Origin of the sequence: Geofilum rhodophaeum (assembly GCF_002210225.1) — a bacterium.
In the GTDB taxonomy this organism is placed as follows: domain Bacteria; phylum Bacteroidota; class Bacteroidia; order Bacteroidales; family Marinilabiliaceae; genus Geofilum; species Geofilum rhodophaeum.
In genome coordinates, this window is record NZ_MWUJ01000003.1 from 174,137 (window position 1) to 196,588 (window position 22,452).

The following is a 22,452-nucleotide window of genomic DNA, read 5'->3' on the forward strand; positions in this document are numbered from 1 at the left end:
ATCTACAATTACAAAAAAGTGTAATTTTACCGTGGCAATGGCTTCTGAAAAATACTAAAAAACAGACAAACCACAAACCGATCACCAAAAAACAGGGATATGCAAAAAACAGCATTGGTTACCGGAGCTACCTCCGGAATAGGACAAGCTACAGCATTTCAACTCAGCAAAATGGGTTACGAACTGATTATCACAGGACGAAGAGCAGAGCGCCTGGCGGCCCTTTCCGCTGAACTGGCAGAACAAGGCACCTCTTGCACCAGTCTGTGCTTCGATATACAAAAAAAGGAAGCGGTAGACCAGGCCATGGACGAATTGGGGGAAAGACTTCAGCAAATCGACTTACTGGTAAATAATGCAGGCCTGGCTGCCACGGCCGAACCCATACAGTCGGGCGACTGGAACGACTGGGAACGCATGATCGACACCAATGTTAAGGGCTTGCTGACCATCAGCAGGCGCATTATTCCGGGTATGATCGAGCGCCGATCGGGGCACATCGTCAATGTGAGTTCCATTGCCGGAAAGGAAGCCTACGCCAACGGCAACGTTTACTGCGCCACCAAACATGCGGTAGAAGCACTGACCAAAGGAATGCGTATCGACCTGCTGCCGTATGGCATTAAAGTCTCGTCTATTTCTCCGGGAATGGTAGATACAGAGTTCTCGCTGGTGCGCTACCATGGCGACCAGCAAAAGGCCGACGCAGTTTACCAGGGACTTACCCCGTTAGCAGCCGAGGACATTGCCGAAGCCATTGCCTTTATGGTCAGTCGCCCCCCACACGTTAATGTCAACGACCTTTTGCTTATGCCTACGGCACAGGCTAGTGCCGTATATAGTCACCGAGAATAATTGCCTTACATCTGGATAAAAAACAAAAAAGCCCTTACCTTTGGGCCATTGTATAACTTTAATACTTAACCATGAAAAAAGTACTTACTCTGCTGGTTCTGGCTTTTGCAGCCTTCCAGTTAAGCAGTGCCCAGACCAATGTTGAGAAAATTTCAAAACTGACAGAGGGCATCGTGAATGTGGGGGACGCCACCCTGAACGAAAACAACCCCATTGTAGACATCACCCCCCTGGCTGAGGCACAGGCAGAAAGCAGCATCGTGCTGACCAAAGAAAATGTAGTGGAAGCCTTTAGTAAGGGACAGGATTACAGCAAGGCCCTGATTATTGTTGGACAGCACACCCTTGTAAAAATTACCGACTGGGCCGACTGTCAGGCCTCTGGTTCCTGGGGAACCTGTATGCCCAAAGGGGAAGGCTTTGTTAAGAAGGGAGAGTTGCAGGAGAAAGCCGATTACATCAACAACATCATCGGCATTCCGGACAGTCAGACCCGGACGCTGTACCTTTTCAAGTAACAGAAAACAGTCTATCACAAAAAGTGGCCGGAAATCCGGCCACTTTTTTTATCTCCAAAACTCCGCTTATTTTGAGGGATTCACGATCTTTCCTGCAAACAATACCGCCCCGCTGCTTTTCTCTGAAATTACAAAAACGAAGGGGCGATCGACCCTGAAGGTCCGTACCTGAGGCATGCTGGTAGTTACAAAACCTACACTGGTTACAGCTGCTGCCTCGCTGCCCCGTTCGTCCACTTCCAAAAAAGTTTTGTGCCTGACGTCCGAGATCAGCATCCGGTCGTTGGCCAGATTGGCAAAGCCGGTATCGTCCTTAAAGGCCAGCTGCATGCCCAATTTTTCAAGGGCGGGAACCAAGTCGTAGGAAGCTTCTGTTTTAAACCGGGGAAGGGCCAATTGCAACAAACCGGGAGCGGGGTCTTCCTGAAGCTGAGCCCATAGTCCCTCTTTCATTTGTGCCAACAAATCGTCCACAGTATTTCCTTCACGGGGCAAAACCACGTGCATGCTGAAGGCACTGTCTCCATAGGCCAGTCGGACCGCTTCAAAGTCCTCACCCGAATAATATTGAAAGTGCCCCTCCTGTTGCATCATGGGCACATTTACACTGCCCTTTGCAGTATAAAAAGGAGCTTCCTCCGTTTTTTCAGCGTCAAAACGGGCACTCCATGCTCCTTTAAAATACACCGCATTGACCAGAAACAGAACGTGCTCGGGCCTTATTTTGTCTACAATGGATGGGATTCTGTCACGGGTAGCGTCTTTTACCCACTTATTGATAACAGCCTTGGCTGCCTCCTCGTTTCCGAAGTCCAATCCCTCTGCTCGAGCTGCATAAGATTCTGCTATGCAGGCCAGAAAGGCGGGGTTCAGTTCAAAACCTTTTCGGTACCAGGCCGAATTGACCACGCCCATTGTCACCTTTGGGTCTGCACTTTCCAGGGCAAGACGAACATTTCGAAAAGCTTCGTTTAAGGCTTTCGGGTCGTCGTAACCCAAAACCCGGCACATTTCCTCCAGATTGTTTCCACTGGCACCGTTGAGGGCCATCCCCAAAGCCTGTGCAACGCTCAAAGGGGAGAGCACCACATTTTCATCAGATGCTGCAGCTTCATTCAGCGCCAAAAGCAAAGACCACCCAAAATTTTCTGTTTTCTGCACCAGCTCAGCCGATTTCAGCGAGAGCACTTCAGGCTCCGGTTGGGGCAACTCTTCGCTCTTCTCACACGAAGAGGCAGCAAAACACAAACCCAGTACAAACCATCCTAAGCTTCTCATTGTCGTAGTATTTATTATAAATAAGTCCACGTACTAAGATGCAGAAAGTCGCACCGGGTTGCGTCCCATATACTAAAGCGACCTAGAGCAAGCCAAGTTGCCCCATTTCAGCCTTTAATGCCGACTGATGTTCCTCCGCCATGCTGCAAAGCGGCAAACGAAAAGTTCCACCCAATTTACCCATAAGCGCCAATCCGGTTTTTACGGGGATGGGGTTCGACTCCACAAACATCAGCTCCATAAGCCTTTTGTACTTATAAAAGAGAGAACGACTCTGAGCAACATCACCCGCCATGGATACTTCCATCAACTGATGGAACTCACGGGGTATAAGATTAGCCACCACACTGATGCAACCATCAGCACCCAGCAAATTGGCTGAAGTCGCCAGAAAATCGTCGCCACTGTATACTTTAAAGCCATCCGGACGATTGGCCAACAACTCAGCAAAGACCGACATGTTGCCCCCGGCTTCCTTAATGGCGACAATGTTTTTAAACTCGGCACCTAAACGCAAGGCCAATTTGGGCGAGATACAACTGCCGGTACGACCCGGAACGTTGTACAAAATAATGGGGGCATCCACAGCCTTGGCAAGTGCTGCAAAATGCTGATACATTCCACTATCGCTGGGCTTATTGTAATAGGGCGCAACCACCAAAAGAGCATCTACACCCACACTCAGGGCACGTTTGGAGTATTTGATGCTGTCCTGGGTCGAATTGCTGCCGGTACCTGCAATAACAGGGATCCGGCCCTTCACTCTCTTCACCGCTCTTTCCATCATCGTGGCATCCTCATCTTCCGACAAGGCCGGAGTTTCTCCGGTTGTTCCGCACACAACCAAAGCATCGGTCCCGTTGTCGAGATGCCAGTCTACCAAACGATCAAAAGTCTCGAGATCCAACTCTCCGTTTTCTTTGAATGGGGTGGCAATGGCGACTATAGAGCCGCGTAAATTTTCTATAGGCATAACAATCTGTATTATCTTTTTAAGGATCGTTTCAAAGGCTAAAGATATTGAAAAGTACAGGATTGTGCAAAATGCATCCCACTATAGCTCCTGAACAGCTGCAAGCGCAGCTTTCCTTTGCCCTTGTTGTTCGGGCAGGCCCGTGACTGCAAGGACTTCAGCTAAATCCTTAACCGGCAGACTGCTCTGCCGGGCCAAATTGTGTTGACAAAGCGGACAGGAGGTAACGATACTTTGTGCCCCGGGTACTTCCAACACCTTAAGAGTCCGGGAAGTTAGCGCCTGACGCTCGGACAGAGACAAAGAAAGGGAACCGAGACTGTTGCCGCAACACAATGCATCTGCCTGCTCGCGTTCGAGGGAAAGCAGCGTGCCACAACTTTGCAGCAACTCCCTGGGTGCCTGATAACAGGTCGATTTTCTGCCCAATTCGCAAGGGTCATGGTAGCTGAAGCACGCAGTTCCTTTCTCCCGCTTTAAGCTGCCCGAGCTGAGGCAGGACCAGAGCACTTCACTGTGATGATAAACAGGGAGCTCCAACCGATAGTCATCCCTGAACTGTTTGAGGCAAATGGGGCAGGTTGTGACCAGCATTCGGGCCTGCTGCCCCTTAATCAAACTTCGGTTGTGTTCCCGCAATGCGCTGGCCTCACTGGCGCGGCCGGCCAATGCCAGGGGGCGTCCGCAACAAATACTCTCCTGTTCGTCCAGATGCACCCAACTGAGGCCTGCCTCCTCGAACAAGTCTTTCAAGGCCTTGGTGGTTGCGGGTTTCAAACGCCCCATGCATCCGGTAAAGAGCAAAACATCCACCTTGGAAGTCTCCACTGGCCCAACAGTGGGCAAATAGGAATAAACTGCATGGTGCTTTTCATGTATCTTTCCACGGGCAGCCATCCGCAATTTCTCCAAACCGAGGTTGATGGGACAAGCTTCCTCGCAAGCCCCGCAACTCAGGCAGGTGGAAGCCAGACTTTCCCAGCCCTTACCGCTGCGCAGGGCGCGCAGGAAGTAGGCAGACTGAAAGGGATGGTCTTTAATGGCGGGACAAACATCCAGACACAGACCGCAGGAAGAACAAGCATGGATCTCAAAAGCCTGAAGCGCTTTTTCAGGCTGCAAATCTTCAGCGGCCTGCAAACCCCAGTGCCGCAAAAGAATCAATACCATCTCGGTTGGAATATGCAGATATCGCGAAAATGGCAGGACAACAAAAAAGGCACCCAGCGACAAGGAATATGCCCACCAAAACGGCAGTTCCAGACCGGCAAGTGTGCCGGAGGTGAAACAGCAGCGACCTAGTGCGCCCGTCAGAAAGCCCCCACCCCCATGCTGACCAAAAGTAAGGGCTTCGGCCACCAGGCGCAGAGGAAATATCATCCAGAGAAATGTAAGGGCCACCCGATTGACCAGGGTGTGCCGCGTGGTGCTGTGTATGCCCAGCACTTTTTTCCTAATCCTTTTCACTATGGCCAGGGCTAAGCCAGTCAGCACCAGCAAAAGCCCAAAATCCATATAATGCAACCAAAAAGTACCAGCCCATCCACCTACTGTTTGCGGTTCAAAATAACGAAAGAATACCGCATACCAGGTCCCGTGCAAAAACTGGCCGCTGTGGAACCAGGTCTCAAACTTTCCGCCCACAATCATCATAAACCAACCAAGGGCCAGACTCATGTGCATAAAACCCAGGCGTCGGTTCCTCTTGTATATACGCAGGTGCAAAAGACCTTCCGAAAAAATTTCACGCACAGCCAACAAACTGTGCTTCGAAAACATCCTCGACAACAACCTGGAAGAAGGCCGCCGCAACAAACTACGTAACCACCATAGGTAACGCAGCAGCAAAACCGCCAGGGCAAACATAAAGCCGAGCATAAACGGCCAGACAAACCAGGCTGATTTTTCCATCGACTAAGGTTTGGGGGGCAGCAAGGCCGCCATTAACAAAAGGGCGTTACGAATATTAACTCCGCGGGGACAAGTCATCTGACACTTTCCGCACAACATGCAGTGCTGCGCCCTTTGACCAACAACTTCCACTTCTCCTGCCCAAAGCTGTAAAACCAGACGGTAAAAAGCCAAAGGAGTGAATACACCGGCCGTACAAACCGCGGCACATTGTCCGCACGCCATACAAGCACGAATACTGGGTTCGGCCTCCAAAACAGCTTGCACCTCAGGCAATAAGGGTACACTCAGCTCCAGAGCCCGGTTGGGTGCAAAGGAAAAACCAAAATCGGGTTTAGGCATGGGCGACTGCTTTTAAGGATTTCAAATATTGCTCCACCTCACATGCCACTGCAGCGGCATCGGCAAAAACCTCTGGCAGTGTGGCGGGTCCTTTACAGGCCCCACTGGCAAAAAGACCTTTCTGTTGCACAACCGAACCCGCAGCCAAAAACCCCTGAACAGGCACAAAGCCGGAACCAAAAACGGGCTCCTTAAAAAACACGGCCCTTTCTTGCTGCTCCAACACAAAAGTTGGCACCATGCCCGACATGAGCACCAACATATCGAGCTGCAAGTGCAAAGGACGTCCCTGCAGGGTATCTTCGGCCTTTACATGCAAACGCTTACCCTGACCGGGCGCAGCTTCGGATAAGCGCCCCCTTATAAAGCGCACCCCATAATCGACCTGGGCCTTTCGGTACAGTTCCTCATACTCCAGCCCATGCATACGCAAATCCATATAAAAACAGTAAACCTGGGCCTCCGGAAAAAACGCCTTAACGGCCATAGCCTGTTTCACAGCGGTAACACAGCAGAGTTTGCTGCAATGGGGACTGCCACACTTAAGGTCGCGGGAACCCACACAATGCACGAAACCAATCTGGGGAGCGGCACAGTCGGGACCAAATGGCCAGGGGCGTTCCTTCCTGAAAACGGCCTCCAAATCAGCAGATGTAAGCACCGAAGGATACAAGCCGTATCCGTATTCTTCCTTGCGACGGGCATCAAACAAGGCAAAACCGTTGGCCAAAACAACGACCCCGGCCCTTCCAACAACCGTCTCCCCTTGCCATAATTCCCATCCCTCCCCGACCTTTTGCAAATGGTCAACAGTCTGCCCCAAATGGAGCGGAATGGCGCGAGCGAGCACCTGCTCTTTTAAAGCACCCAACAAGTCCGATGCCGCCACCCCATGCGGAAACAAGTGATGCCACCCTTTCAGATGGCCACCCAGCTGCTCCTTTTGCTCATAGATGCGCACACTAAAACCTCTTGCGGACAGCACCAGGGCAGTCTGCATACCGGCGGGACCACCACCAATAATGGCAACCTCATCCTTATTTATGTACTCTGATGATCTCATTCAAAGCTGACTTTTAAAACACCTGGTTCTCTGGGAACGCCGGCAACTCCCTCAACCATACTGTACTTCTGACGGGCTTGGTAAGCAATACCGATCTTGTCGAGCAGCGGCTCCAATTGCACTTGATGCATCTGCAAGCCCAGGGTCCAGGGATCACGTCCCAACATCAAGGCCGCCAATTCTTCATGAGAAAGCACGGGAATGCCTTTTCCTTCTCCATCGTAGGTCTTTCCGCTCATCTCGGCCAAAGTATATTGCCAGCGATCGAGAAACATATTGCAACCGGGACAGTTGGTCAGGATCAAATCAGGGGCAAAGGCCTCCATCGATTCAAACTTAATGCGGCTGTTCGACACGGAATAGCCACGATTTTCCTGCAACATATAGTGCCTGAAACCAAAACCACAGCAATGACGACGTTCCGGGTAATCCACCATCTCTCCCCCGAAAGTCTCCGCCAGGCCCGACAACACACTGGGAAACTCTGCGCCCCCAAAACCTCCGGCAGGAAAAATTTTTGCATAATGACATCCTACATGATCAACCACCCGCAAGGCGCGTTGGGTGGACTTATCGACCAGGCGATGGGGCGACCGATCGGCAATAGGCTTCCGTAAATGGTAGATAAGGTCTGAAGTATGCACCAGGGCTGTAGGCAGCTCAAAGGTTCTTCGGGTGGACTTCCACAAGGCCTCCCGGGTTTGTTCCAGCATTTCGGGATGATGCTGCCACATATCCAGCATTTCCAGATAAATGCCAAAGGAGGTAACACAAGAAACCAGCAAGTGCCGATAACCGGCTTCGGTCATCAGGGACAACTGACGGGCAATTACCGTCATGATGGTTTCGAGGGGCACCAGATCGCAGTGGTAAGCAATTCCGGTGCAGGTCGTGTGCCTGCGGTCTTCAAAAATATCCAGGCCCAGACTGTTGCGGAGAATATCGAGCAAGGCTGCCTCTGCGCCAGGAAAAAAGGTTTGCCGGATGCAACTCCGCACAAAAAAATAATGGTTATCGGGGACCTCCTTTTGGTAGTCCTTCCACAATAAAGGCGTCATGATTCCTGATTTAACTTTAGTTCTTCAGCCCCCCTTTCAATGGCCTCCCAAAATCGCAGTCCCCCCGTTTCCTCAAAAATCGCCTCCAACTCATTCAATACACCGGGGGCCATCTTACGCAGCCCTCCTTCTCCTTCGCCATAGTAATTAGAGCCACAACGCCGGTACAAGTCCGCCCCCTGCTCCAAGGCCCAGATCCATACCGGGCCCTGCTCGGGATGGGTTTCGGGCTCCACCATCAGCGGATGCACACAATAACCCGTCTCCAAAATACTGTGACCGATGCGTCTTTTGAGGCGTATTTGCTTACGCCCTTCGCTCGAATGAATAAAAAGTCCGCTTTGCTGACTCAGCTTGCGCAGGGACTGGATCAGGTAACCGGGAACGTTGCCCCGGGGACAGCGCGCTTTGCAGGACAGGCATTGTCCGCACATCCAGATTTCCTCCCCCTTGAGTAACTTTTCCAGCTCCTGCTCCTCTCCCGTTTGCACCAACTGACAAATACGTCGGGGGTCGTAGTCGAAATAAGCGGCAGCGGGACACACTGCCGTGCAAATGCCGCAATTCATGCAGGCACTCAAACCTTCGCTAAAACGAATATCGTCCTTCAGCTGAGACAACAGACTGGCCATACCATTTCATAATTTTGAACACAGGTTCAAAATTACCTGGTAAAAAGTTTAAACATCAGGGTAGAAACACGTAAATGCAGGTAGTAGAAACACCCATCCTAAACCCCTATATTTAAGCACCTTAATACCTGATTTGCGGAGCTATAAAAACAGGAGCGCCGACCTTCCGGTCCGACGCTCCTGTTCTCTTTTCCCTGACCAACTTCCCTATTGGGCGCCGGCGAAATACTTGCTGCCGGCATCGTAGCCGTAGCGATAATGGTACTCCTTGCGGTGAAAGGGCAAGCCGTTAATGATTAGGCCCAGATGAGCGACCTCTTTGAACTTCTCGTCCTTCAGATTCATTTTGAAAACCTGCTTTGGCGTTACGTTGTAGCGACTTACCAAAAGATTGACGTCGGCAAAAGGAGCCAGCAAAAAGGCATCGGACACTACGCCCAGAGGCGGCGTGTCCACGATGATGACCTCATACAAATCTTGTAAGCTCCCCAAGAATTGTTCCGTGGCTTCTCCGGCAATCATTTCGGCGGGATTTGGGGGGAGGGGACCGGCAAAAATAAAGTCGGGGGCCCCTGCCTCGCTGCCCTTAACAATTAAATCGGCTGCCTGCTCGTCGCTGCTGTAAAAAGACGTTACTCCTTTACCAGTGCCAGGAATGCCCGATTGTCGATTCAGGGATGGCCGACGCAAATCAAACTCCACCACCAGGGTTTTCTTATTCAACTGGGCAAAGGAACGTGCCAGGTTTAAGGCGCAAAAGGATTTACCTTCACCGGGCAGAGTACTGGTAATCATAATCACCTTGCAGGCTTTTTTATTGGCATAATATCCGAGTGCCGTCCGCATGCTTCTAAAACTCTCGCTGAGCAAGGCTTGTGGTGCCTCCTGACCCTCCTTGTTCCCCAAGGCAAAACGACTTTTTTTCTTTTCAGCCGGAATCTGCCCCAGCACCGGCAAATCGCACAACTCTTTTAAGTCGTCCACCTCCTGTACTTTGTCGTTGGTAAAGACTTTGATAAAAACCACGACCGCAGGTAAAAATAGCCCGGCCAATAAAACCAACATAAGCAAGCGTTTCTGATCCGGAGCAACCAGTCCCCGATAGGTTGCCTCCTCAATAATTTCGTTATCGGGACGATTGGCTGCCTTGGCCAGCTGGGCCTCGGTCAACTTGGTGAGCAAAAAAGTATAGGTCTCGTTGTTCATTTGCCGGGTGCGCTCAATATTCAGCAGGCGCTGCTCGGTGCGGGGCAGTTTACGAATTTCGCCACTCAGATTATACAGCCGGTTGTTGATGTCGTTCAGCGACAAGTTGGTGGCTGAGATCACACTCTTTAATGATTCGATGATGTTCCCCTTCAGGTTTTCGATACTGGCGTTGATGCGGGTGATGTTGGGATTGGCGGTGGTGGCATTGAAGCGGAGTGCAGAACGCTCGGCATTGAGGGTCGAAAGCTGGGCTATCAACTGACTCAACACCGGGTCTTCAATGCCCATGGAGGTAGGCACAATGACTTCCTGCAGGTCGCCATTGCCCTCTATATAATCGTTCAGGTAAGAGTAGTAGTCCAGCTTGGCCAGCAGGGCCGACTTCTGATCCTCCAACTCTTTCGATTGCGCCATAATCATTTCGCCCTGTAAGGAAACATTCATCACCACATTTCGAGAGCGAAAATCCTGTAAAATATTCTCTGCAGCTCCCAGCGAATCGGCCACTCCTATCAATTGCTTTTCGATAAATTCAATGGTATTGAGTGCGATCTGATTCTTCTTTTCGAGGGTATAACTTACCGAATTGTAAGCCAGGCGGTTCAGAAAATCACGCCCCTTTTCCACATTATTTTCGAGAATAGATAACTCTACAATGGAGGAGCCATGCTGTACCCGGTCTAAAAACAAACTGGACTTGTACTGGGCAGCCAGCGCCTTTAAATCGTTCACCACAAAACGATACTCCTTCTGTTCATAGCCCGAACCCGGCAAAACATCTTCAACAGGAACCAGACTAAAGGAAAAACGGGGGTGATTGATCTTTTCAAAAAAACCATATTCCTTAGACCACGCGCTGTTTTCGAGTTTTAACACAAAGCGGTCCTTAGATACGAAGGCGACTTCAAAAGCCAGGCCGGCAGGCTTCACCTTGGAAGAATCAATCAGGACCCTAAAGGGGCTGTCCTTATAGATTTCCTGTAAACGGTAGGCCTCCTTCTCGTAATACGACACCTCAAACTCCAACTCCCTGATGGTTTTCTCCACCTGGCGATGCGAGGTAAGAATGATGGTTTGGTTCTCAAAATGACTTTGTCCCCCCAGCGAAATGCCGGGCAAAGCTCTTTCTCCGACATCCACCCTGCCTGCGGCAGCATCCTGAGCACTGGATATCAGCACCTGGGTGCTGATGTGATGCAGGGGAACGGTCGTTTTATATATCGCGAAGGCAATAAAAACGGAAAGAACCAGAAAAACAGGAAAATAATACCAATAACGCAGGGATCTTAAAAACAACTTCTTCGCATCCAGCGTTTTACCAGATGGCGTATCGTCGAAACTTTTCATAGGCAAAACTTACTTAAAAAGGGTGTACAATAAAATAGAAGCACTAACCAGACTCATGCCCACACCCAGGGGAATGGAAGAGAGGTTCCATTGTTTCAAACGGCGGGGTTCGACATAAATGATGTCGCCCGGTTTCAGATAGAAGAAGGAGGAGTACATAATGCGCTCATCGGTAGTGTCGATGATCAGCATCTGTGGCAAATCGCCATCCTTCCTAATCAGACGTACATTTTCACGATTGGCAAAATCGGTCATATCGCCAGCCAGACTTACTGCTTCCAATATCGTAATCTCTTCACTGTTCATCAGGAAACGCCCCGGATTTTTAACTTCTCCCATTACCGTTACGTGGTCGTTAAGCAGTTTAACAATGGCACCGCTTTGATCGATGTACTTACTCGAGGCCAGTTCGATTTTTTCAGCGATCTCCTGCAGCGACAGGCCGGCCACGTATATCTTACCCAAAAACGGGTAATCTATTGAACCATCCAGACCTACCCTGTAACCCAGCAAACTGGCCGACATGGGATTGTCGGCCATCGCGTTGTAACCCGATTCGTTGTTCAGGAAGGCCGAAGAACGGTCGTCAAGACTTGTCACCCGAATGTACAGCAGGTCGTTGGGTTTCACCAGATAATCGGCTTTGTCTGTCTTGTAACTGCCTTCCACCTCCTCAAGATGCCGGGCCATATCTCCCTGCAGATAAATGGACTTCTTTAATGGCACACAGGAGGTAGCCGCGAACAGAAGCAACAGAAAAATTTGGTGTCGGTACTTCATTTTAGACTCATTTTAAATAATGTGCAAGTTACAAATTAAGACCTTTCACCCCTGTGCGAGAAGACCGGGTTTAATCACCGCTTTGCACAAGTTGGTCAAATTATGGCCTTGCTTCTTTCGCTTTCAGCCCCTAACTTGCTTCCCCTAAGCCCAAACCCGCGTTATGACCCTGTGGAAACAACTCCCTTTATTAAGAATTCTGGTCTTCTTTATGGCCGGCATAGTGCTGCATGAGGCCACCTCATCCTATGACATTGTTCTTCCGGAAACCAAATGGGGATCGGCTGCATTGTTACTGTTGCTTGCAGCAGGCCGGCTGCTGCACCAGGGCCTCCGAAGCCCCCTGGCCGGAGATTTGAGCTTCGCCCTGTTTCTAATGTTTTTGGGCTACCTGTTCACCCTGACCTTAAGTACACCCCTGCTGAAGGAACCCACCGAAGCCAAAATCGCCGGCACCCTCGAAGAAATAAAACAAAGCGACAGCGGATGGTGGCAACTGACCCTCCGGGTTGATGCAGCAGCCCCTTCCCCAAACGCAGCTCTGCTTAAGGGAAGCAGGGTTTTGCTGACCAGCAGCGACAGCAGTTTGTCCGACCTGCAAAGAGGCGAGCGACTTTTGCTGCAAACGAAACTGCAGGCCCTTCCCGTCAACACCAATCCCCATGCTTTCGACTATGGGCTTTTCCTTCGGCGCAAGGGCTATTCTTCTCAGGCCTTTCTCTCGGCCGGATCCTGGAAGAGCCTGCCTCTGCCCCCTGCAAGCCACCTGGCACTTCCCGATGCCATCAACTGCTGGTGCCGCGCAAAACTGGCACAAAACAAACTGGAACCGGAAGCCCTGGCGCTGATTCAGGCACTTTTACTGGGAAACAAAAGCGAACTCGACCGGGATACAAACCAAAACTTCGTAAAAAGTGGTGCCATTCACCTGCTGGCTGTTTCCGGTCTACATACAGGCATTATTTATATACTGGTGGCTTCGCTGCTGTCCCTTTTTATTCGCACCTCTCATCCCTTGAGTGTTTCCCTTATAATTGGCAGTCTGCTGGCCTATGCAGTGGTAACCGGACTGGCGCCATCGGTAGTGCGGGCCGTGCTTATGCTGTCTCTCCTACAAATGGGGCAACTCAGTCGACGCCCCGTCAACCGCTACAACCTCTTATGTGCATCGGCCTTACTGCAACTGCTCTGGCGCCCCCTACTCATTTACCATGCCGGTTTTTGGCTGAGTCACCTGGCAGTAGTGGGCATCCTGGCCTTCTACCCCCTCCTCAACAACTGCTTCACCTTCCGCTTTACTCCTGCGCGTAAACTGTGGTCGCTGCTTGCCGTTTCGCTTGCCGCGCAAAGCACAACCCTGCCTCTTTCGCTCTACCTCTTCGGCGCTTTCCCAAGCTGGTTCCTCCTCAGCAATCTCCTGTTGCTGCCCCTGCTCACACCCATTCTGCTCCTGGCATTGGCCAGTCTGGCCCTCAGCTTTAACCCCACACTGGCTGCCCTAACAGCCGGTCCACTCAACGACCTCCTTCTGTTTATGGCACAACTGACCCAAAGCATTGAAGCGCTTCCAGGCAGCTATCCCGACAATTTATGGCTTTCAGCCCCCCTGCTCCTGCTGCTGTACCCTCTGCTGTTGCAAGTCTACCGACTGTGTACCCGTCCCCGCGGCACCCACTGGCTGCAAGCACTTGCCCTATTGTGTCTGCTAATGGCAGGATTTCTGGCGCAACAACATATCAAATTGCAGAATCAAACCCTCATTCTTTACCAAACACGCAAAGGACTCCTGCTCGAAGGGCGCTCAGGAGGACAAGTCTTCGCGCTGCGCAGCCAAAAAATGAGCTATGCCGATGCCGACTATGCCCGAAGCGGACTTATGAGACGCAGTCTGCGCTCCAAAAGCCATTTAAAAGAAGTCCAGCTGCCTGCGGATTCGCTGCTGCATATTCAAATACTGAACCCCGACACACAACCCATACTGCTGTACCACGGCAGCAGTCGGACACCTCTACTGGTTCCCGACGACGCCCACATAGCCACCGTGTTGCTTAACGGTAACCTTCGGGTGGATATGCCGTCTCTACTTAAAAATAAAAACTGCCGACAAGTGGTGGCCGGTCCCGATTGCCCCCCATGGTTAATCCGGGAATGGGACACCTTTCTGGATACCACCATAATTTCCTTTCACAGTGTTCGCTACCAGGGAGCATTCCTCTTTCCGAAAAACTCAGACAACAGCCACCGATAAAGTCCGGTTTTTTTCGTCAAGTGCAAATTATTAGCTTATTTTGTCCCCGACCAAATCATATAAACCAGAATGAAGATTTTGATTGCCGGTGCCGGCGAAGTGGGCAACCATCTGGCAAAACTATTTTGCAACGAAGATCACGACGTGATCTTGATGGACAGTGATGAAGAAAAGCTGCGTAAAGCCGAATCTCATTTTGACCTGATGACCGTAGTGGGCTCAGTGACCTCCATTGACGATCTTCGGGATGCCCAGGTGGGCAGCAGCGATTTGTTTATTGCTGTACCCCCCTACGAAGAAGTCAGCATTCTCTCTGCCATGCTGGCCACCAAACTGGGCGCAAAAAAAACCATTGCCCGCATCAACAATTACGAATACCTGCTTCCCGAAAATCTGGAGTACTTCAGACAGCTGGGGGTCGATGAAGTCATTTATCCCGAGCACCTGGCGGCTCAGGAAATTATGGCCTCCTTAAAACAGGTCGGCATTCGACAAATGTTCCAGTTCAGCGACGGCAAACTGCTGCTTTATGCGGTTAAACTGCGCAACAATGCGCCCATTGTGGGACTAACCCTCTCACAGGCTTCGGCCATGCACGAAAAAAACGCCTATTTTACGGTAGCCATCAATCGCGACGGCAAGACCATTATCCCAAGGGGGAAGGACAGCTTTCAGCACAACGACCTGGCCTATGTAGTAACTACCAAAGAAGGGGCCGCGCAACTTTTGGCCGATGCCGGAAAAGTTCAATATGAAGTTCGCAATGTGATGATTTTAGGGGGCTCCCGCATCGGAAAAAAGGTCGCTAAGGAGCTGGAGCATCACTACCACATCAAACTGATCGAGATCAATAAGGAAAAAAGTGCCCGACTGGCCGACTTCCTTGAAAACACCCTGGTAATTAACGGAGACGGCCGCAACCTCGACCTGCTCAAAGACGAAGGCATAGCCAAGACCGATGCTTTTATTGCCGTAACCGACAACTCGGAGGTGAACATCCTGGCCTGCCAGCTGGCCAAAAAGATGGGCGTAAAAAAATCAGTGGCCGAGGTGGAGAATATGGATTACATCGACCTGGCCGAGAACATTGGTATCGGCACCATTGTCAACAAGAAACTAATTGCCGCCAGCTACATCTACCGACACACCTTTAAGGCCAACGTTTCCTATGTAAAATGTCTGACCGCCACCGACGCCGATGTGCTGGAATTGGTAGCCCGTCAGGGTGCCAAAATCACCAAAGGGCCCCTGCGCAGCTTAGATTTACCCAGAGACATGAACATCGGAGGGATCATCAGAAACAACGAAGTGATCATTCCCAACGGCGACACCCGTATTGAAGCCAACGACCGGGTGGTGGTGTTTGCGCTGCCTTCTGGTATTAAAAAGGTGGAAAAAATGTTTTTGTAGGTTTTTATCCACGAATTTCACGAAGGGGGCGCGCGCACCGGGCCAATACTTGCGTCGGCACTTTGCTTAGAGCTCCAGGATGCCCTTGCCCTGCCGAACAACTTCAAAGGGATAGTCGGTACAGTCCACTATGGTGGAACCCTCATTGCCTCCATAGCCGCCATCAATGACCAAATCCACCAAATCGCCATACTTCTCGTGAATCAACTCAGGGTCGGTGGTGTATTCGATCACCTCATCCTCATCCTTTATAGAAGTACTCAACACCGGGTTGCCCAACTCCCGTACAATTTCCAGAATAATGGGATTGTCGGGAACACGGAAACCAATGGTCTTTTTGTTGTTCTTGAAAAGCTTGGGCACATTGTTGCTGGCCGGAAGAATGAAGGTAAAGGGACCGGGCAGGTGTTTCTTTAAGAGTTTAAAAACCTGGTTATCCAGAGCCTTGGTGTACACCGAAAGGTGACTCATATCGTGACAAACAAAGGAAAGGTGATCCTTCTTGAGGTTCAAACCTTTGATCTGTGCAATCCGCTCTACCGCCCGGGCATTATTCACATCACAGCCCAATCCATATACCGTATCGGTGGGGTAAATAACCAGTCCCCCCGACCGCAATACCTCCACCACCTTTTGGACTTCCCGGGCATTGGGATTTTCGGGATAAATCTTAACCAGCATAGGGCGTGAGTTTTCGTCAAATATAGTTAAAAAAATAAGAAAGCCGGACCTCAACAGATCCGGCTTTGTATTTCTTTGGTGGGGGGAGGAGGATTCGAACCTCCGAAGTCGTAAGACAACAGATTTACAGTCTGCCCCAGTTGGCCGCTTTGGTATCCCCCCTAAAAAAAACTTCAATAAAATGAGCCGATGGAGGGATTCGAACCCCCGACCCGCTGATTACAAATCAGCTGCTCTGGCCAACTGAGCTACATCGGCAAGTGGGTAAGCTATCTGTATCGCACCGCTTCGACCGCCTACCTTTGCTGTCGTCAGACCCTGGAGGAGTTCAGCAGGAGCTGGTCGTACAGGACTTACCCGGCGACAAAAGTAGAAAATTCTCCAATTACCACAAGCACTTTCAAAGGTTTTTTTTCAGCCTTTTTGGCCCCCACAGCACATAAACCAAATAACCAATAGGTTATGCAAAAACAAAATAATTAGAAGCCCTGCCAATTCTACACTCAAAAGCTTTTGCCGCCAAAAAATCCAAAGCATTAAGTATATTTTTGTAATTTCACGCTGTTTAAGCCTCATTGTATGGAAAACCAAACACAAGACAAAAGATTGTTCCTATTTACCAGCGGTGCCGCCCTGGGCCTGGCCATGGTGCTTTTTTCAACCTTCGTTTACCTGCTTACCGGACGCCTGTCGGGCACCTCTTTGGATGCCCTAAGCTGGCTGATCTATGCTGGCGTTATTTATTACACCATGCGGGTGTACCGCGACCGCTACATGGGCGGCTTTTTGAGCTATGGAAAGGGCCTGGTCTTTGGTATGCAAACCGCCGCACTATCGGGACTCATCATCGGTTTTTTCTTCTTCATTATGTTCCGCTTCATTAATCCTGGATTGCAATTTCAACTGGTCCAGGAAGCCGAAGAGGCTTATCTGGCTTTGGGCATGTCAGAAGCCTTTGTAGAAGAAATGAGCGCTTCCATTGAAATGATGAGCAACCCCTGGGTGCTTCTGATTTCTAATGCCTTCAGCGGACTGATTAACGGCCTGCTGGTTGCCTTAATAGTCAGTATTTTTGTAAAACGCAAGGGCGATCCCTTTCAAGAAGTTATGAAAGATGTATAAAAACCCGGCTACCCTCGACCTTTCGGTCATTGTCCCCCTGTTTAATGAGGAAGAATCCCTTCCCGAACTCACCGCATGGTTACTGAAAGTTCTTGGTCCGCTAAAGCTGTCCTTCGAAATTCTAATGGTCGACGATGGGAGTCGCGATGGATCCTGGCAGGTGGTGCAAAAACTGGCTAAAAACATCCCCCAGTTAAGAGGGCTGCGTTTCCGACGCAATTATGGGAAGTCGGCCGCTCTCCACTGCGGCTTTAGTGAAGCAAAGGGAGCCGTAGTCATTACCATGGATGCCGATTTGCAGGACAGTCCCGATGAAATACCGGAATTGCGACGTATGATTATGGAGGAAGGCTATGACCTGGTAAGTGGTTGGAAGAAGAAACGCTACGACCCGCTGGGCAAAACCATCCCCAGTCGCCTCTTCAACCGCACCGCACGTGCGGTGTCGGGTATAAAGCTGCACGACTTCAACTGCGGCCTTAAAGCCTACCGACACGAGGTGGTTAAAAATATTGAAGTGTACGGTGAAATGCACCGCTACATCCCCATACTGGCCAAACGCGCCGGTTTTGGCCGCATAGGAGAAAAAGTCGTGCGCCACCGCGAACGCAAGTACGGAACCACAAAATTTGGAATAGAACGTTTCATCAAGGGTTTTCTGGACCTGCTGTCGGTCATGTTCATTTCCAAGTTTGGACACCGACCCATGCACCTTTTCGGAAGTCTGGGTACCCTTACTTTTGTCATCGGATTCTTTTCTGCACTTTGGCTGGGTCTGCGCAAACTCTGGTACGTCAGCCACCAAGTAGAAGCCCCCCTCATCACCACCAGTCCCTACTTTTACATCAGTCTCACCTGCATGATATTGGGCACCCAGTTGTTCATGACCGGCTTTGTGGCCGAGCTGGTGGGACGTATTCGACCCGATCGCAACCAGTATCAAATTGAGGAAAAGTTTTAATTATGGCCTTTTACGAGAGCATTGCCCCCTGGTACGACCACATTTTTCCGCCCGCCCCTGCTCAGCTGAATTTCACCGAATCCATTTGCGGTCCCCTCAAAGACAAGAAAATCCTGGATATAGGTTGCGGCACCGGCAATCTGTCCCTGCTCCTGAGTGCAGCAGGGGCTGAAGTTTGTGGCCTGGATCTGGATCCGGAAATGATTGCAAGAGCCCGTAAAAAAGTTTCTTCTGGCAAGGAGATCGACTTTAGAGTGGGCAATATGCTGGAACTGGAGCAACTGGAGCTGCCCTTTCGCCCCGAGGCGGTAGTATGCTTCGGCAACACACTGGTGCATTTGCATCAGGACCATGAGCTGACTTCCTTCTTTCAGCAGGTGCATCGCTTGCTGCCCCGTGGAGCCTACTTGCTGCTGCAGCTCATCCACTACAACCACATCCTGGACCACCAGGTGAACAGCCTCCCAAGTATCGACAACGAACACTTATTATTTGATCGTCGCTATCGACTGATGGACAATGGCCTGCTTGCTTTTGACACGACCCTGCATGTGAAGTCCGAAAACAGAGAAATACAAAACTCCGTTACTCTGAATCCGCTGCGCAAAGAACACTTGGAAAAATTGCTGAGGGAAAACGGCTTTGGCAACCTACAGTTTTTTGGAGATTTTAAAGGGGGGCCGCTGTTGGCCAACAGTACACCCCTGGTGCTGGCTGCACAGAAAATCTAAGACAACAATGCAGCGTCGGACTGCAACAATTCCACTACTTTCCGATCAATGGGAAAGGTCAGATCTTCCGCCCTCAGCTCTTGCAAGCGGACCCAACGGAGCTGCTGACCGCCTGAACCAAGAGAGAATTGGGCCCTGTTGCACACAGGAAAGTCGGCCCGTGGTTCTACATCCACCAAATAATAAATACTCAACAGCTGGGTTTTTTCGAAAAACAGGGCGGCTTGAAAAAAATCGGTGGTATAGTAGTGTGTCAAGGATCTGACCTTTCCAATCCGTTCTTCTTCAAACTCCCGGTGCAAACACGCCACGGTGCCCTCCCCGTATTCGAGTCCACCCCCCGGAAACTTCGTCATTTCAATGCCCTGAAAAACCTCATCGGAAAGTAAAATATACCCTTCACGAACACACAAGCCATAAACACGAATATTGAAAGATCCATCCATAAGCAGGTCTTAAAAGTGAAACCGGCCCCCGGGTGAAGTTGTAAACCGTGAAAAAGATTAAACGTAAATGGGAGCCGGTCTCCCTGCAAAGCTAAAAAAGAAAGCGGCTTAGGCCAGCGCTTCGCGCCACTTTTTTCGTTCGGCCTCGATGTAGGCGAGCAAGGCCAACAATTCTGAAGGATGAAACCATTGTATGGAGCCATCCCTGCGAAACCAGGAAAGCTGTTTACGTGCGTAGCGTCGACTGTTCCGCTGAATCAGCTCCACGGCCCTATCCAGTCCATAAGCCCCTTCAAAATAAGCAAACAGCTCCTTATAACCCACCGTATTCAAGGCATTTAGGTCGCGATGGGGCCAAAGCACCCGGGCTTCCTCTTCCAATCCGCCGGCCAACATCTGCTCCACTCTTTGATCGATCCTTTGGTACAACAAGGCGCGGTCCATATGCAAGCCCACCCGTATGATTTGGAACGGACGTTTCTTCTTTGGCTGGGTGCGGAGGGAAGAGTAGGGCTGTCCGGTCATCAGGCAAATTTCCAGAGCGTGGATAACCCGCTTGGCATTTTTAAGGTCGACCTGCTTATAAAACTCCGGATCGAGCTGTTTCAACTGTAAACGCAGCGATTCGAGTCCCTCTTCAGCATAACGTGCCATCAGATCTTTTCGCAATTCCGGATCAACGGTCGGTAATTCATCAATACCGTTGCAAAAGGCGTCCAGATACATCATGGATCCACCCACCATAAACACCACATCCTTGTCCACAAAAGCTTCCTGAACACACCGAAGGGCATCCTGCTCAAACTCAAAGGCATTATAATAGTCGAAAACGGAACGGGTACCTACTAAAAAGTGTGGAACTTCAGCCTGCTCTTCCAAAGTTGGCGCGGCAGTCCCTATGGGTATTTCACGATAAATCTGTCGCGAATCGGCCGAAACAATTACACTGCTGTAGGCCTTGGCCAAAGCCATGCCTGTTTTCGTTTTACCTATTCCGGTAGGCCCGGCAACCACTACGACTGTTTTCAACATGCTGCTTCGTCTAGCAAAACGACAGGTTAAAAATAAACATCGGGATCCTCACCCATATCCGGAAAATCATCAGAAAAACCATCGGAGAACTCATCGCCCAACTCATCGGCATACAAGTCGTCGTCCATAAGATCCTCTTCCGACTCAAAATCAAATTCTTCCTCTGCAAACTGTGGCGGAGGTGTACCCTCCAGACGAACCACCCTGGGCGCATCCAATTCGCCTTCGGTGATGTGCGTCAACTCCATAAACAAGACCCGCTCGGCGAAAAGATCAAAGGCATACAAGAGGCGTTGTTTGGGCGCAGTCAACAAATCCTCCAACTTCAGGGCGTCCATAACGGCCCCCTCACCACCGTCCGACATATCCAAAAGGGTGATCTCTTTTTCCTTCTGCCACTCTTCATCGGTTAAAAAGAACGACGTCATCTGAGCCGTATCAAAATTCAAATGCTGCTGAATCCTTTGGTGCAGATCCAAAAAGGTGGCGCTTCCACCCATCGCCAAATCAAAAAGAAAATCATCGGACTCGTTGCTGATGGCCCGGAAAAAATAGATCATATTGAGCAAGCCTTTTAGTAATGTTACAGTTACCCCCTAACGGATAAGCAAAGAACTTTGTTTCATAAGCCTAGTTATTTATAAAACAAAGGCTGCGAAATTAAGACAAACTTTTCTATTTTGCACCAGCAAAAAACAAAAGATGCGCCTGCTCCTTACCATCGTTCTATTTTCAGCACTCACCTTCCGATCTGGAGTCTCTGCCCAGCCAAACGGCAAGGAAGACCAAGAGCCGCCAAAAGCGCTTGATGAGCTGGCAGCTTTGGGGGAAAGTGTACTGAAGCGGCTGACTTTTGAAAACGAAAAGGGTGTTTGGACCGTATATCCGGCAGGAGGCTATTCGCCGCGTACCGGTCTGGAATTCGGACTCATGCCTATCTACTCCTGGAAAAACAAAAAAATGAAGGCCACAGCAGGAAGCATAAACACCCTTTCCTCTTCCTTGCAAGGGTCTTCAAAAGGAATGATTGAGCTGCGCAGCGAACTGGATTGGTACCCCTCTGCCGACTGGCAGCTTGCTGCCCGGGTGGAAGCCTTGCGAATCTATGACCAATATTGGGAGGCCTGGTCGCTGTCCCGCCCCCACACCACCAACAACTACCGGGCCAGCAACCTTGGTCTAAAAACACAACTGCTTAGACACTTAAAACATCGCATCTACATAGGGATTCACACGCAAATAGGACACCAGCAGTTTGAGCCAGAGGATGCAGTTTTATCTTTTTCAGAACTCCCGGGCAGCTCAGGTGGCTGGCTGGCAGGTGCGGGACCTGTTGTGGTACTGGACCGGCGCGACCATGTACTCTACCCCCGTAAGGGCAGCTACATACGGGCTTCCTGGACCGTCTTCCAGCAAGAAAAGGGAGCTGACTTCCAAAATTACCTATTGGATTTAAGGCACTTTATCGACGCAGGCCAACCGGTTGTGGCCCTTCAAGGGCTATGGGAATATGGCTCGGGGGACTTGCCCTTTAATAGGCTGCCTCAACTGGGTGGCAAAGAGCGCTTACGAGGAATTGGTCATTCCAAAAGAGTGGTGGACCAGGCTGTCTGGCTGCTTAGAGGCGAGCTCCGTATGCCCTTGTGGTGGCGTCTGGGAGCTGTTGCCTTTATCGAAACCGGACAGGCTTCCGTCCGCCCCTCCTTCAATTGGAACGAGCTGATTTTCTCTCAGGGGGGCGGCTTAAGATTTCGCATCCTCCCCAATGAACCCCTCCACATCCGTATCGATGCAGCTTGGAGTTCTGCCGGCACGCAGGGCCTCTTTATCTCCTTGAAGGAAGCCTTTTGAAAAC

The 22,452-nt window shown here is 50.5% G+C and carries 21 protein-coding genes and 2 tRNA genes; 8 read left to right on the top strand and 15 right to left on the bottom strand.

The window, feature by feature from the left end; translation table 11 throughout:
- The first annotated feature begins 99 nt into the window (after positions 1-99).
- Positions 100-855 carry an SDR family NAD(P)-dependent oxidoreductase gene (locus B4W65_RS04630; protein ID WP_088653946.1) on the top strand — a complete coding sequence of 252 codons (756 nt, stop codon included), beginning with the start codon at positions 100-102 and terminating at the stop codon, positions 853-855.
- Positions 856-926: 71 nt separating this feature from the next.
- Positions 927-1,373: a hypothetical protein gene (locus B4W65_RS04635; RefSeq protein WP_088653947.1), complete on the top strand. Its 447-nt coding sequence runs from the start codon at positions 927-929 to the stop codon at positions 1,371-1,373.
- Positions 1,374-1,439: 66 nt separating this feature from the next.
- Here B4W65_RS04635 and B4W65_RS04640 read toward each other — a convergent pair whose 3' ends face one another.
- The 9 genes from B4W65_RS04640 to B4W65_RS04680 form a co-directional block, all read right to left on the bottom strand.
- The gene (locus B4W65_RS04640) at positions 1,440-2,651 is read right to left on the bottom strand and encodes a serpin family protein (RefSeq protein ID WP_088653948.1); all 1,212 of its coding nucleotides are present in this window, start codon (positions 2,649-2,651) and stop codon (positions 1,440-1,442) included.
- Positions 2,652-2,733: 82 nt separating this feature from the next.
- Positions 2,734-3,624 carry a 4-hydroxy-tetrahydrodipicolinate synthase gene (gene dapA, locus B4W65_RS04645; RefSeq protein WP_088653949.1) on the bottom strand — a complete coding sequence of 297 codons (891 nt, stop codon included), beginning with the start codon at positions 3,622-3,624 and terminating at the stop codon, positions 2,734-2,736.
- 81 nt (positions 3,625-3,705) lie between these two features.
- Complete coding sequence (locus B4W65_RS04650; RefSeq protein ID WP_088653950.1) at positions 3,706-5,535, bottom strand: (Fe-S)-binding protein; 1,830 nt, start codon at positions 5,533-5,535, stop codon at positions 3,706-3,708.
- A gap of 3 nt (positions 5,536-5,538) precedes the next feature.
- Positions 5,539-5,877 (bottom strand): 4Fe-4S dicluster domain-containing protein, encoded by a 339-nt coding sequence (locus B4W65_RS04655; protein ID WP_088653951.1) that lies wholly within the window; start codon positions 5,875-5,877, stop codon positions 5,539-5,541.
- Positions 5,870-6,940 (bottom strand): NAD(P)-binding protein, encoded by a 1,071-nt coding sequence (locus B4W65_RS04660; RefSeq protein ID WP_088653952.1) that lies wholly within the window; start codon positions 6,938-6,940, stop codon positions 5,870-5,872. Before B4W65_RS04660 ends, B4W65_RS04655 begins: the two co-directional genes overlap by 8 nt.
- Positions 6,937-7,998: a heterodisulfide reductase-related iron-sulfur binding cluster gene (locus B4W65_RS04665; protein WP_088653953.1), complete on the bottom strand. Its 1,062-nt coding sequence runs from the start codon at positions 7,996-7,998 to the stop codon at positions 6,937-6,939. The genes B4W65_RS04660 and B4W65_RS04665 overlap by 4 nt, the downstream gene beginning before the upstream one ends.
- A complete protein-coding gene (locus B4W65_RS04670; RefSeq protein WP_088653954.1) occupies positions 7,995-8,630 on the bottom strand; it encodes a 4Fe-4S dicluster domain-containing protein in 636 nt (211 codons plus the stop codon). The genes B4W65_RS04665 and B4W65_RS04670 overlap by 4 nt, the downstream gene beginning before the upstream one ends.
- A gap of 207 nt (positions 8,631-8,837) precedes the next feature.
- Positions 8,838-11,186: a GumC family protein gene (locus B4W65_RS04675; protein WP_088653955.1), complete on the bottom strand. Its 2,349-nt coding sequence runs from the start codon at positions 11,184-11,186 to the stop codon at positions 8,838-8,840.
- 9 nt (positions 11,187-11,195) lie between these two features.
- Entirely contained in the window at positions 11,196-11,966 is a 771-nt protein-coding gene (locus tag B4W65_RS04680) for a polysaccharide biosynthesis/export family protein (protein WP_088653956.1), read from the bottom strand.
- A gap of 163 nt (positions 11,967-12,129) precedes the next feature.
- On the opposite strand from B4W65_RS04680, the gene B4W65_RS04685 reads away from it, so the two are divergent.
- Positions 12,130-14,214: a ComEC/Rec2 family competence protein gene (locus B4W65_RS04685; protein WP_088653957.1), complete on the top strand. Its 2,085-nt coding sequence runs from the start codon at positions 12,130-12,132 to the stop codon at positions 14,212-14,214.
- A gap of 69 nt (positions 14,215-14,283) precedes the next feature.
- On the top strand, positions 14,284-15,624 hold the full coding sequence (trkA, locus tag B4W65_RS04690) for a Trk system potassium transporter TrkA (protein WP_088653958.1): 1,341 nt from the start codon (positions 14,284-14,286) through the stop codon (positions 15,622-15,624).
- A gap of 66 nt (positions 15,625-15,690) precedes the next feature.
- On the opposite strand, the gene B4W65_RS04695 is transcribed toward trkA, so the two are convergent.
- From B4W65_RS04695 to B4W65_RS04705, 3 genes are all read right to left on the bottom strand, one after another.
- A complete protein-coding gene (locus tag B4W65_RS04695; RefSeq protein WP_088653959.1) occupies positions 15,691-16,305 on the bottom strand; it encodes an L-threonylcarbamoyladenylate synthase in 615 nt (204 codons plus the stop codon).
- A gap of 76 nt (positions 16,306-16,381) precedes the next feature.
- Positions 16,382-16,467, bottom strand: a tRNA-Tyr gene (locus tag B4W65_RS04700).
- 22 nt (positions 16,468-16,489) lie between these two features.
- Positions 16,490-16,563: transfer RNA gene (locus B4W65_RS04705), tRNA-Thr, on the bottom strand.
- A 321-nt stretch (positions 16,564-16,884) separates the two neighbouring features.
- Between B4W65_RS04705 and B4W65_RS04715 the strand changes: the two genes are divergently transcribed.
- Genes B4W65_RS04715 through B4W65_RS04725 form a run of 3 tightly spaced genes read left to right on the top strand, consistent with a single transcriptional unit; the run spans position 16,885 to position 19,119 of the window.
- Complete coding sequence (locus B4W65_RS04715) at positions 16,885-17,427, top strand: DUF4199 domain-containing protein (RefSeq protein WP_088653960.1); 543 nt, start codon at positions 16,885-16,887, stop codon at positions 17,425-17,427.
- Positions 17,420-18,388 (top strand): glycosyltransferase family 2 protein, encoded by a 969-nt coding sequence (locus tag B4W65_RS04720; protein ID WP_088653961.1) that lies wholly within the window; start codon positions 17,420-17,422, stop codon positions 18,386-18,388. Before B4W65_RS04715 ends, B4W65_RS04720 begins: the two co-directional genes overlap by 8 nt.
- Positions 18,389-18,390: 2 nt before the next feature.
- On the top strand, positions 18,391-19,119 hold the full coding sequence (locus B4W65_RS04725; RefSeq protein WP_088653962.1) for a class I SAM-dependent methyltransferase: 729 nt from the start codon (positions 18,391-18,393) through the stop codon (positions 19,117-19,119).
- Here B4W65_RS04725 and B4W65_RS04730 read toward each other — a convergent pair.
- From B4W65_RS04730 to B4W65_RS04740, 3 genes are all read right to left on the bottom strand, one after another.
- Positions 19,116-19,565: an NUDIX domain-containing protein gene (locus tag B4W65_RS04730; protein ID WP_088653963.1), complete on the bottom strand. Its 450-nt coding sequence runs from the start codon at positions 19,563-19,565 to the stop codon at positions 19,116-19,118. The two genes, B4W65_RS04725 and B4W65_RS04730, sit on opposite strands and share 4 nt — an antisense overlap.
- Positions 19,566-19,673: 108 nt before the next feature.
- Positions 19,674-20,597, bottom strand: a complete 924-nt coding sequence (gene miaA / locus B4W65_RS04735; RefSeq protein ID WP_088653964.1) for a tRNA (adenosine(37)-N6)-dimethylallyltransferase MiaA — start codon at positions 20,595-20,597, stop codon at positions 19,674-19,676.
- A gap of 26 nt (positions 20,598-20,623) precedes the next feature.
- Positions 20,624-21,157: an IS1096 element passenger TnpR family protein gene (locus B4W65_RS04740; protein WP_088653965.1), complete on the bottom strand. Its 534-nt coding sequence runs from the start codon at positions 21,155-21,157 to the stop codon at positions 20,624-20,626.
- Between the two features lie 142 nt (positions 21,158-21,299).
- On the opposite strand from B4W65_RS04740, the gene B4W65_RS04745 reads away from it, so the two are divergent.
- Positions 21,300-22,448, top strand: coding sequence for a BamA/TamA family outer membrane protein (locus tag B4W65_RS04745; RefSeq protein WP_088653966.1), 1,149 nt, complete (start codon positions 21,300-21,302; stop codon positions 22,446-22,448).
- The last annotated feature ends 4 nt before the right edge of the window (positions 22,449-22,452 follow it).

Excerpts from the sequence above, each read along its gene's own strand:
- B4W65_RS04630 (WP_088653946.1), top strand. The coding sequence starts at position 100 with ATGCAAAAAACAGCATTGGTTACCGGAGCTACCTCCGGAATAGGACAA.
- B4W65_RS04635 (WP_088653947.1), top strand. The coding sequence starts at position 927 with ATGAAAAAAGTACTTACTCTGCTGGTTCTGGCTTTTGCAGCCTTCCAG.
- B4W65_RS04640 (WP_088653948.1), bottom strand. The coding sequence starts at position 2,651 with ATGAGAAGCTTAGGATGGTTTGTACTGGGTTTGTGTTTTGCTGCCTCT.
- dapA (WP_088653949.1), bottom strand. The coding sequence starts at position 3,624 with ATGCCTATAGAAAATTTACGCGGCTCTATAGTCGCCATTGCCACCCCA.
- B4W65_RS04650 (WP_088653950.1), bottom strand. The coding sequence starts at position 5,535 with ATGGAAAAATCAGCCTGGTTTGTCTGGCCGTTTATGCTCGGCTTTATG.
- B4W65_RS04655 (WP_088653951.1), bottom strand. The coding sequence starts at position 5,877 with ATGCCTAAACCCGATTTTGGTTTTTCCTTTGCACCCAACCGGGCTCTG.
- B4W65_RS04660 (WP_088653952.1), bottom strand. The coding sequence starts at position 6,940 with ATGAGATCATCAGAGTACATAAATAAGGATGAGGTTGCCATTATTGGT.
- B4W65_RS04665 (WP_088653953.1), bottom strand. The coding sequence starts at position 7,998 with ATGACGCCTTTATTGTGGAAGGACTACCAAAAGGAGGTCCCCGATAAC.
- B4W65_RS04670 (WP_088653954.1), bottom strand. The coding sequence starts at position 8,630 with ATGGCCAGTCTGTTGTCTCAGCTGAAGGACGATATTCGTTTTAGCGAA.
- B4W65_RS04675 (WP_088653955.1), bottom strand. The coding sequence starts at position 11,186 with ATGAAAAGTTTCGACGATACGCCATCTGGTAAAACGCTGGATGCGAAG.
- B4W65_RS04680 (WP_088653956.1), bottom strand. The coding sequence starts at position 11,966 with ATGAAGTACCGACACCAAATTTTTCTGTTGCTTCTGTTCGCGGCTACC.
- B4W65_RS04685 (WP_088653957.1), top strand. The coding sequence starts at position 12,130 with ATGACCCTGTGGAAACAACTCCCTTTATTAAGAATTCTGGTCTTCTTT.
- trkA (WP_088653958.1), top strand. The coding sequence starts at position 14,284 with ATGAAGATTTTGATTGCCGGTGCCGGCGAAGTGGGCAACCATCTGGCA.
- B4W65_RS04695 (WP_088653959.1), bottom strand. The coding sequence starts at position 16,305 with ATGCTGGTTAAGATTTATCCCGAAAATCCCAATGCCCGGGAAGTCCAA.
- B4W65_RS04715 (WP_088653960.1), top strand. The coding sequence starts at position 16,885 with ATGGAAAACCAAACACAAGACAAAAGATTGTTCCTATTTACCAGCGGT.
- B4W65_RS04720 (WP_088653961.1), top strand. The coding sequence starts at position 17,420 with ATGTATAAAAACCCGGCTACCCTCGACCTTTCGGTCATTGTCCCCCTG.
- B4W65_RS04725 (WP_088653962.1), top strand. The coding sequence starts at position 18,391 with ATGGCCTTTTACGAGAGCATTGCCCCCTGGTACGACCACATTTTTCCG.
- B4W65_RS04730 (WP_088653963.1), bottom strand. The coding sequence starts at position 19,565 with ATGGATGGATCTTTCAATATTCGTGTTTATGGCTTGTGTGTTCGTGAA.
- miaA (WP_088653964.1), bottom strand. The coding sequence starts at position 20,597 with ATGTTGAAAACAGTCGTAGTGGTTGCCGGGCCTACCGGAATAGGTAAA.
- B4W65_RS04740 (WP_088653965.1), bottom strand. The coding sequence starts at position 21,157 with ATGATCTATTTTTTCCGGGCCATCAGCAACGAGTCCGATGATTTTCTT.
- B4W65_RS04745 (WP_088653966.1), top strand. The coding sequence starts at position 21,300 with ATGCGCCTGCTCCTTACCATCGTTCTATTTTCAGCACTCACCTTCCGA.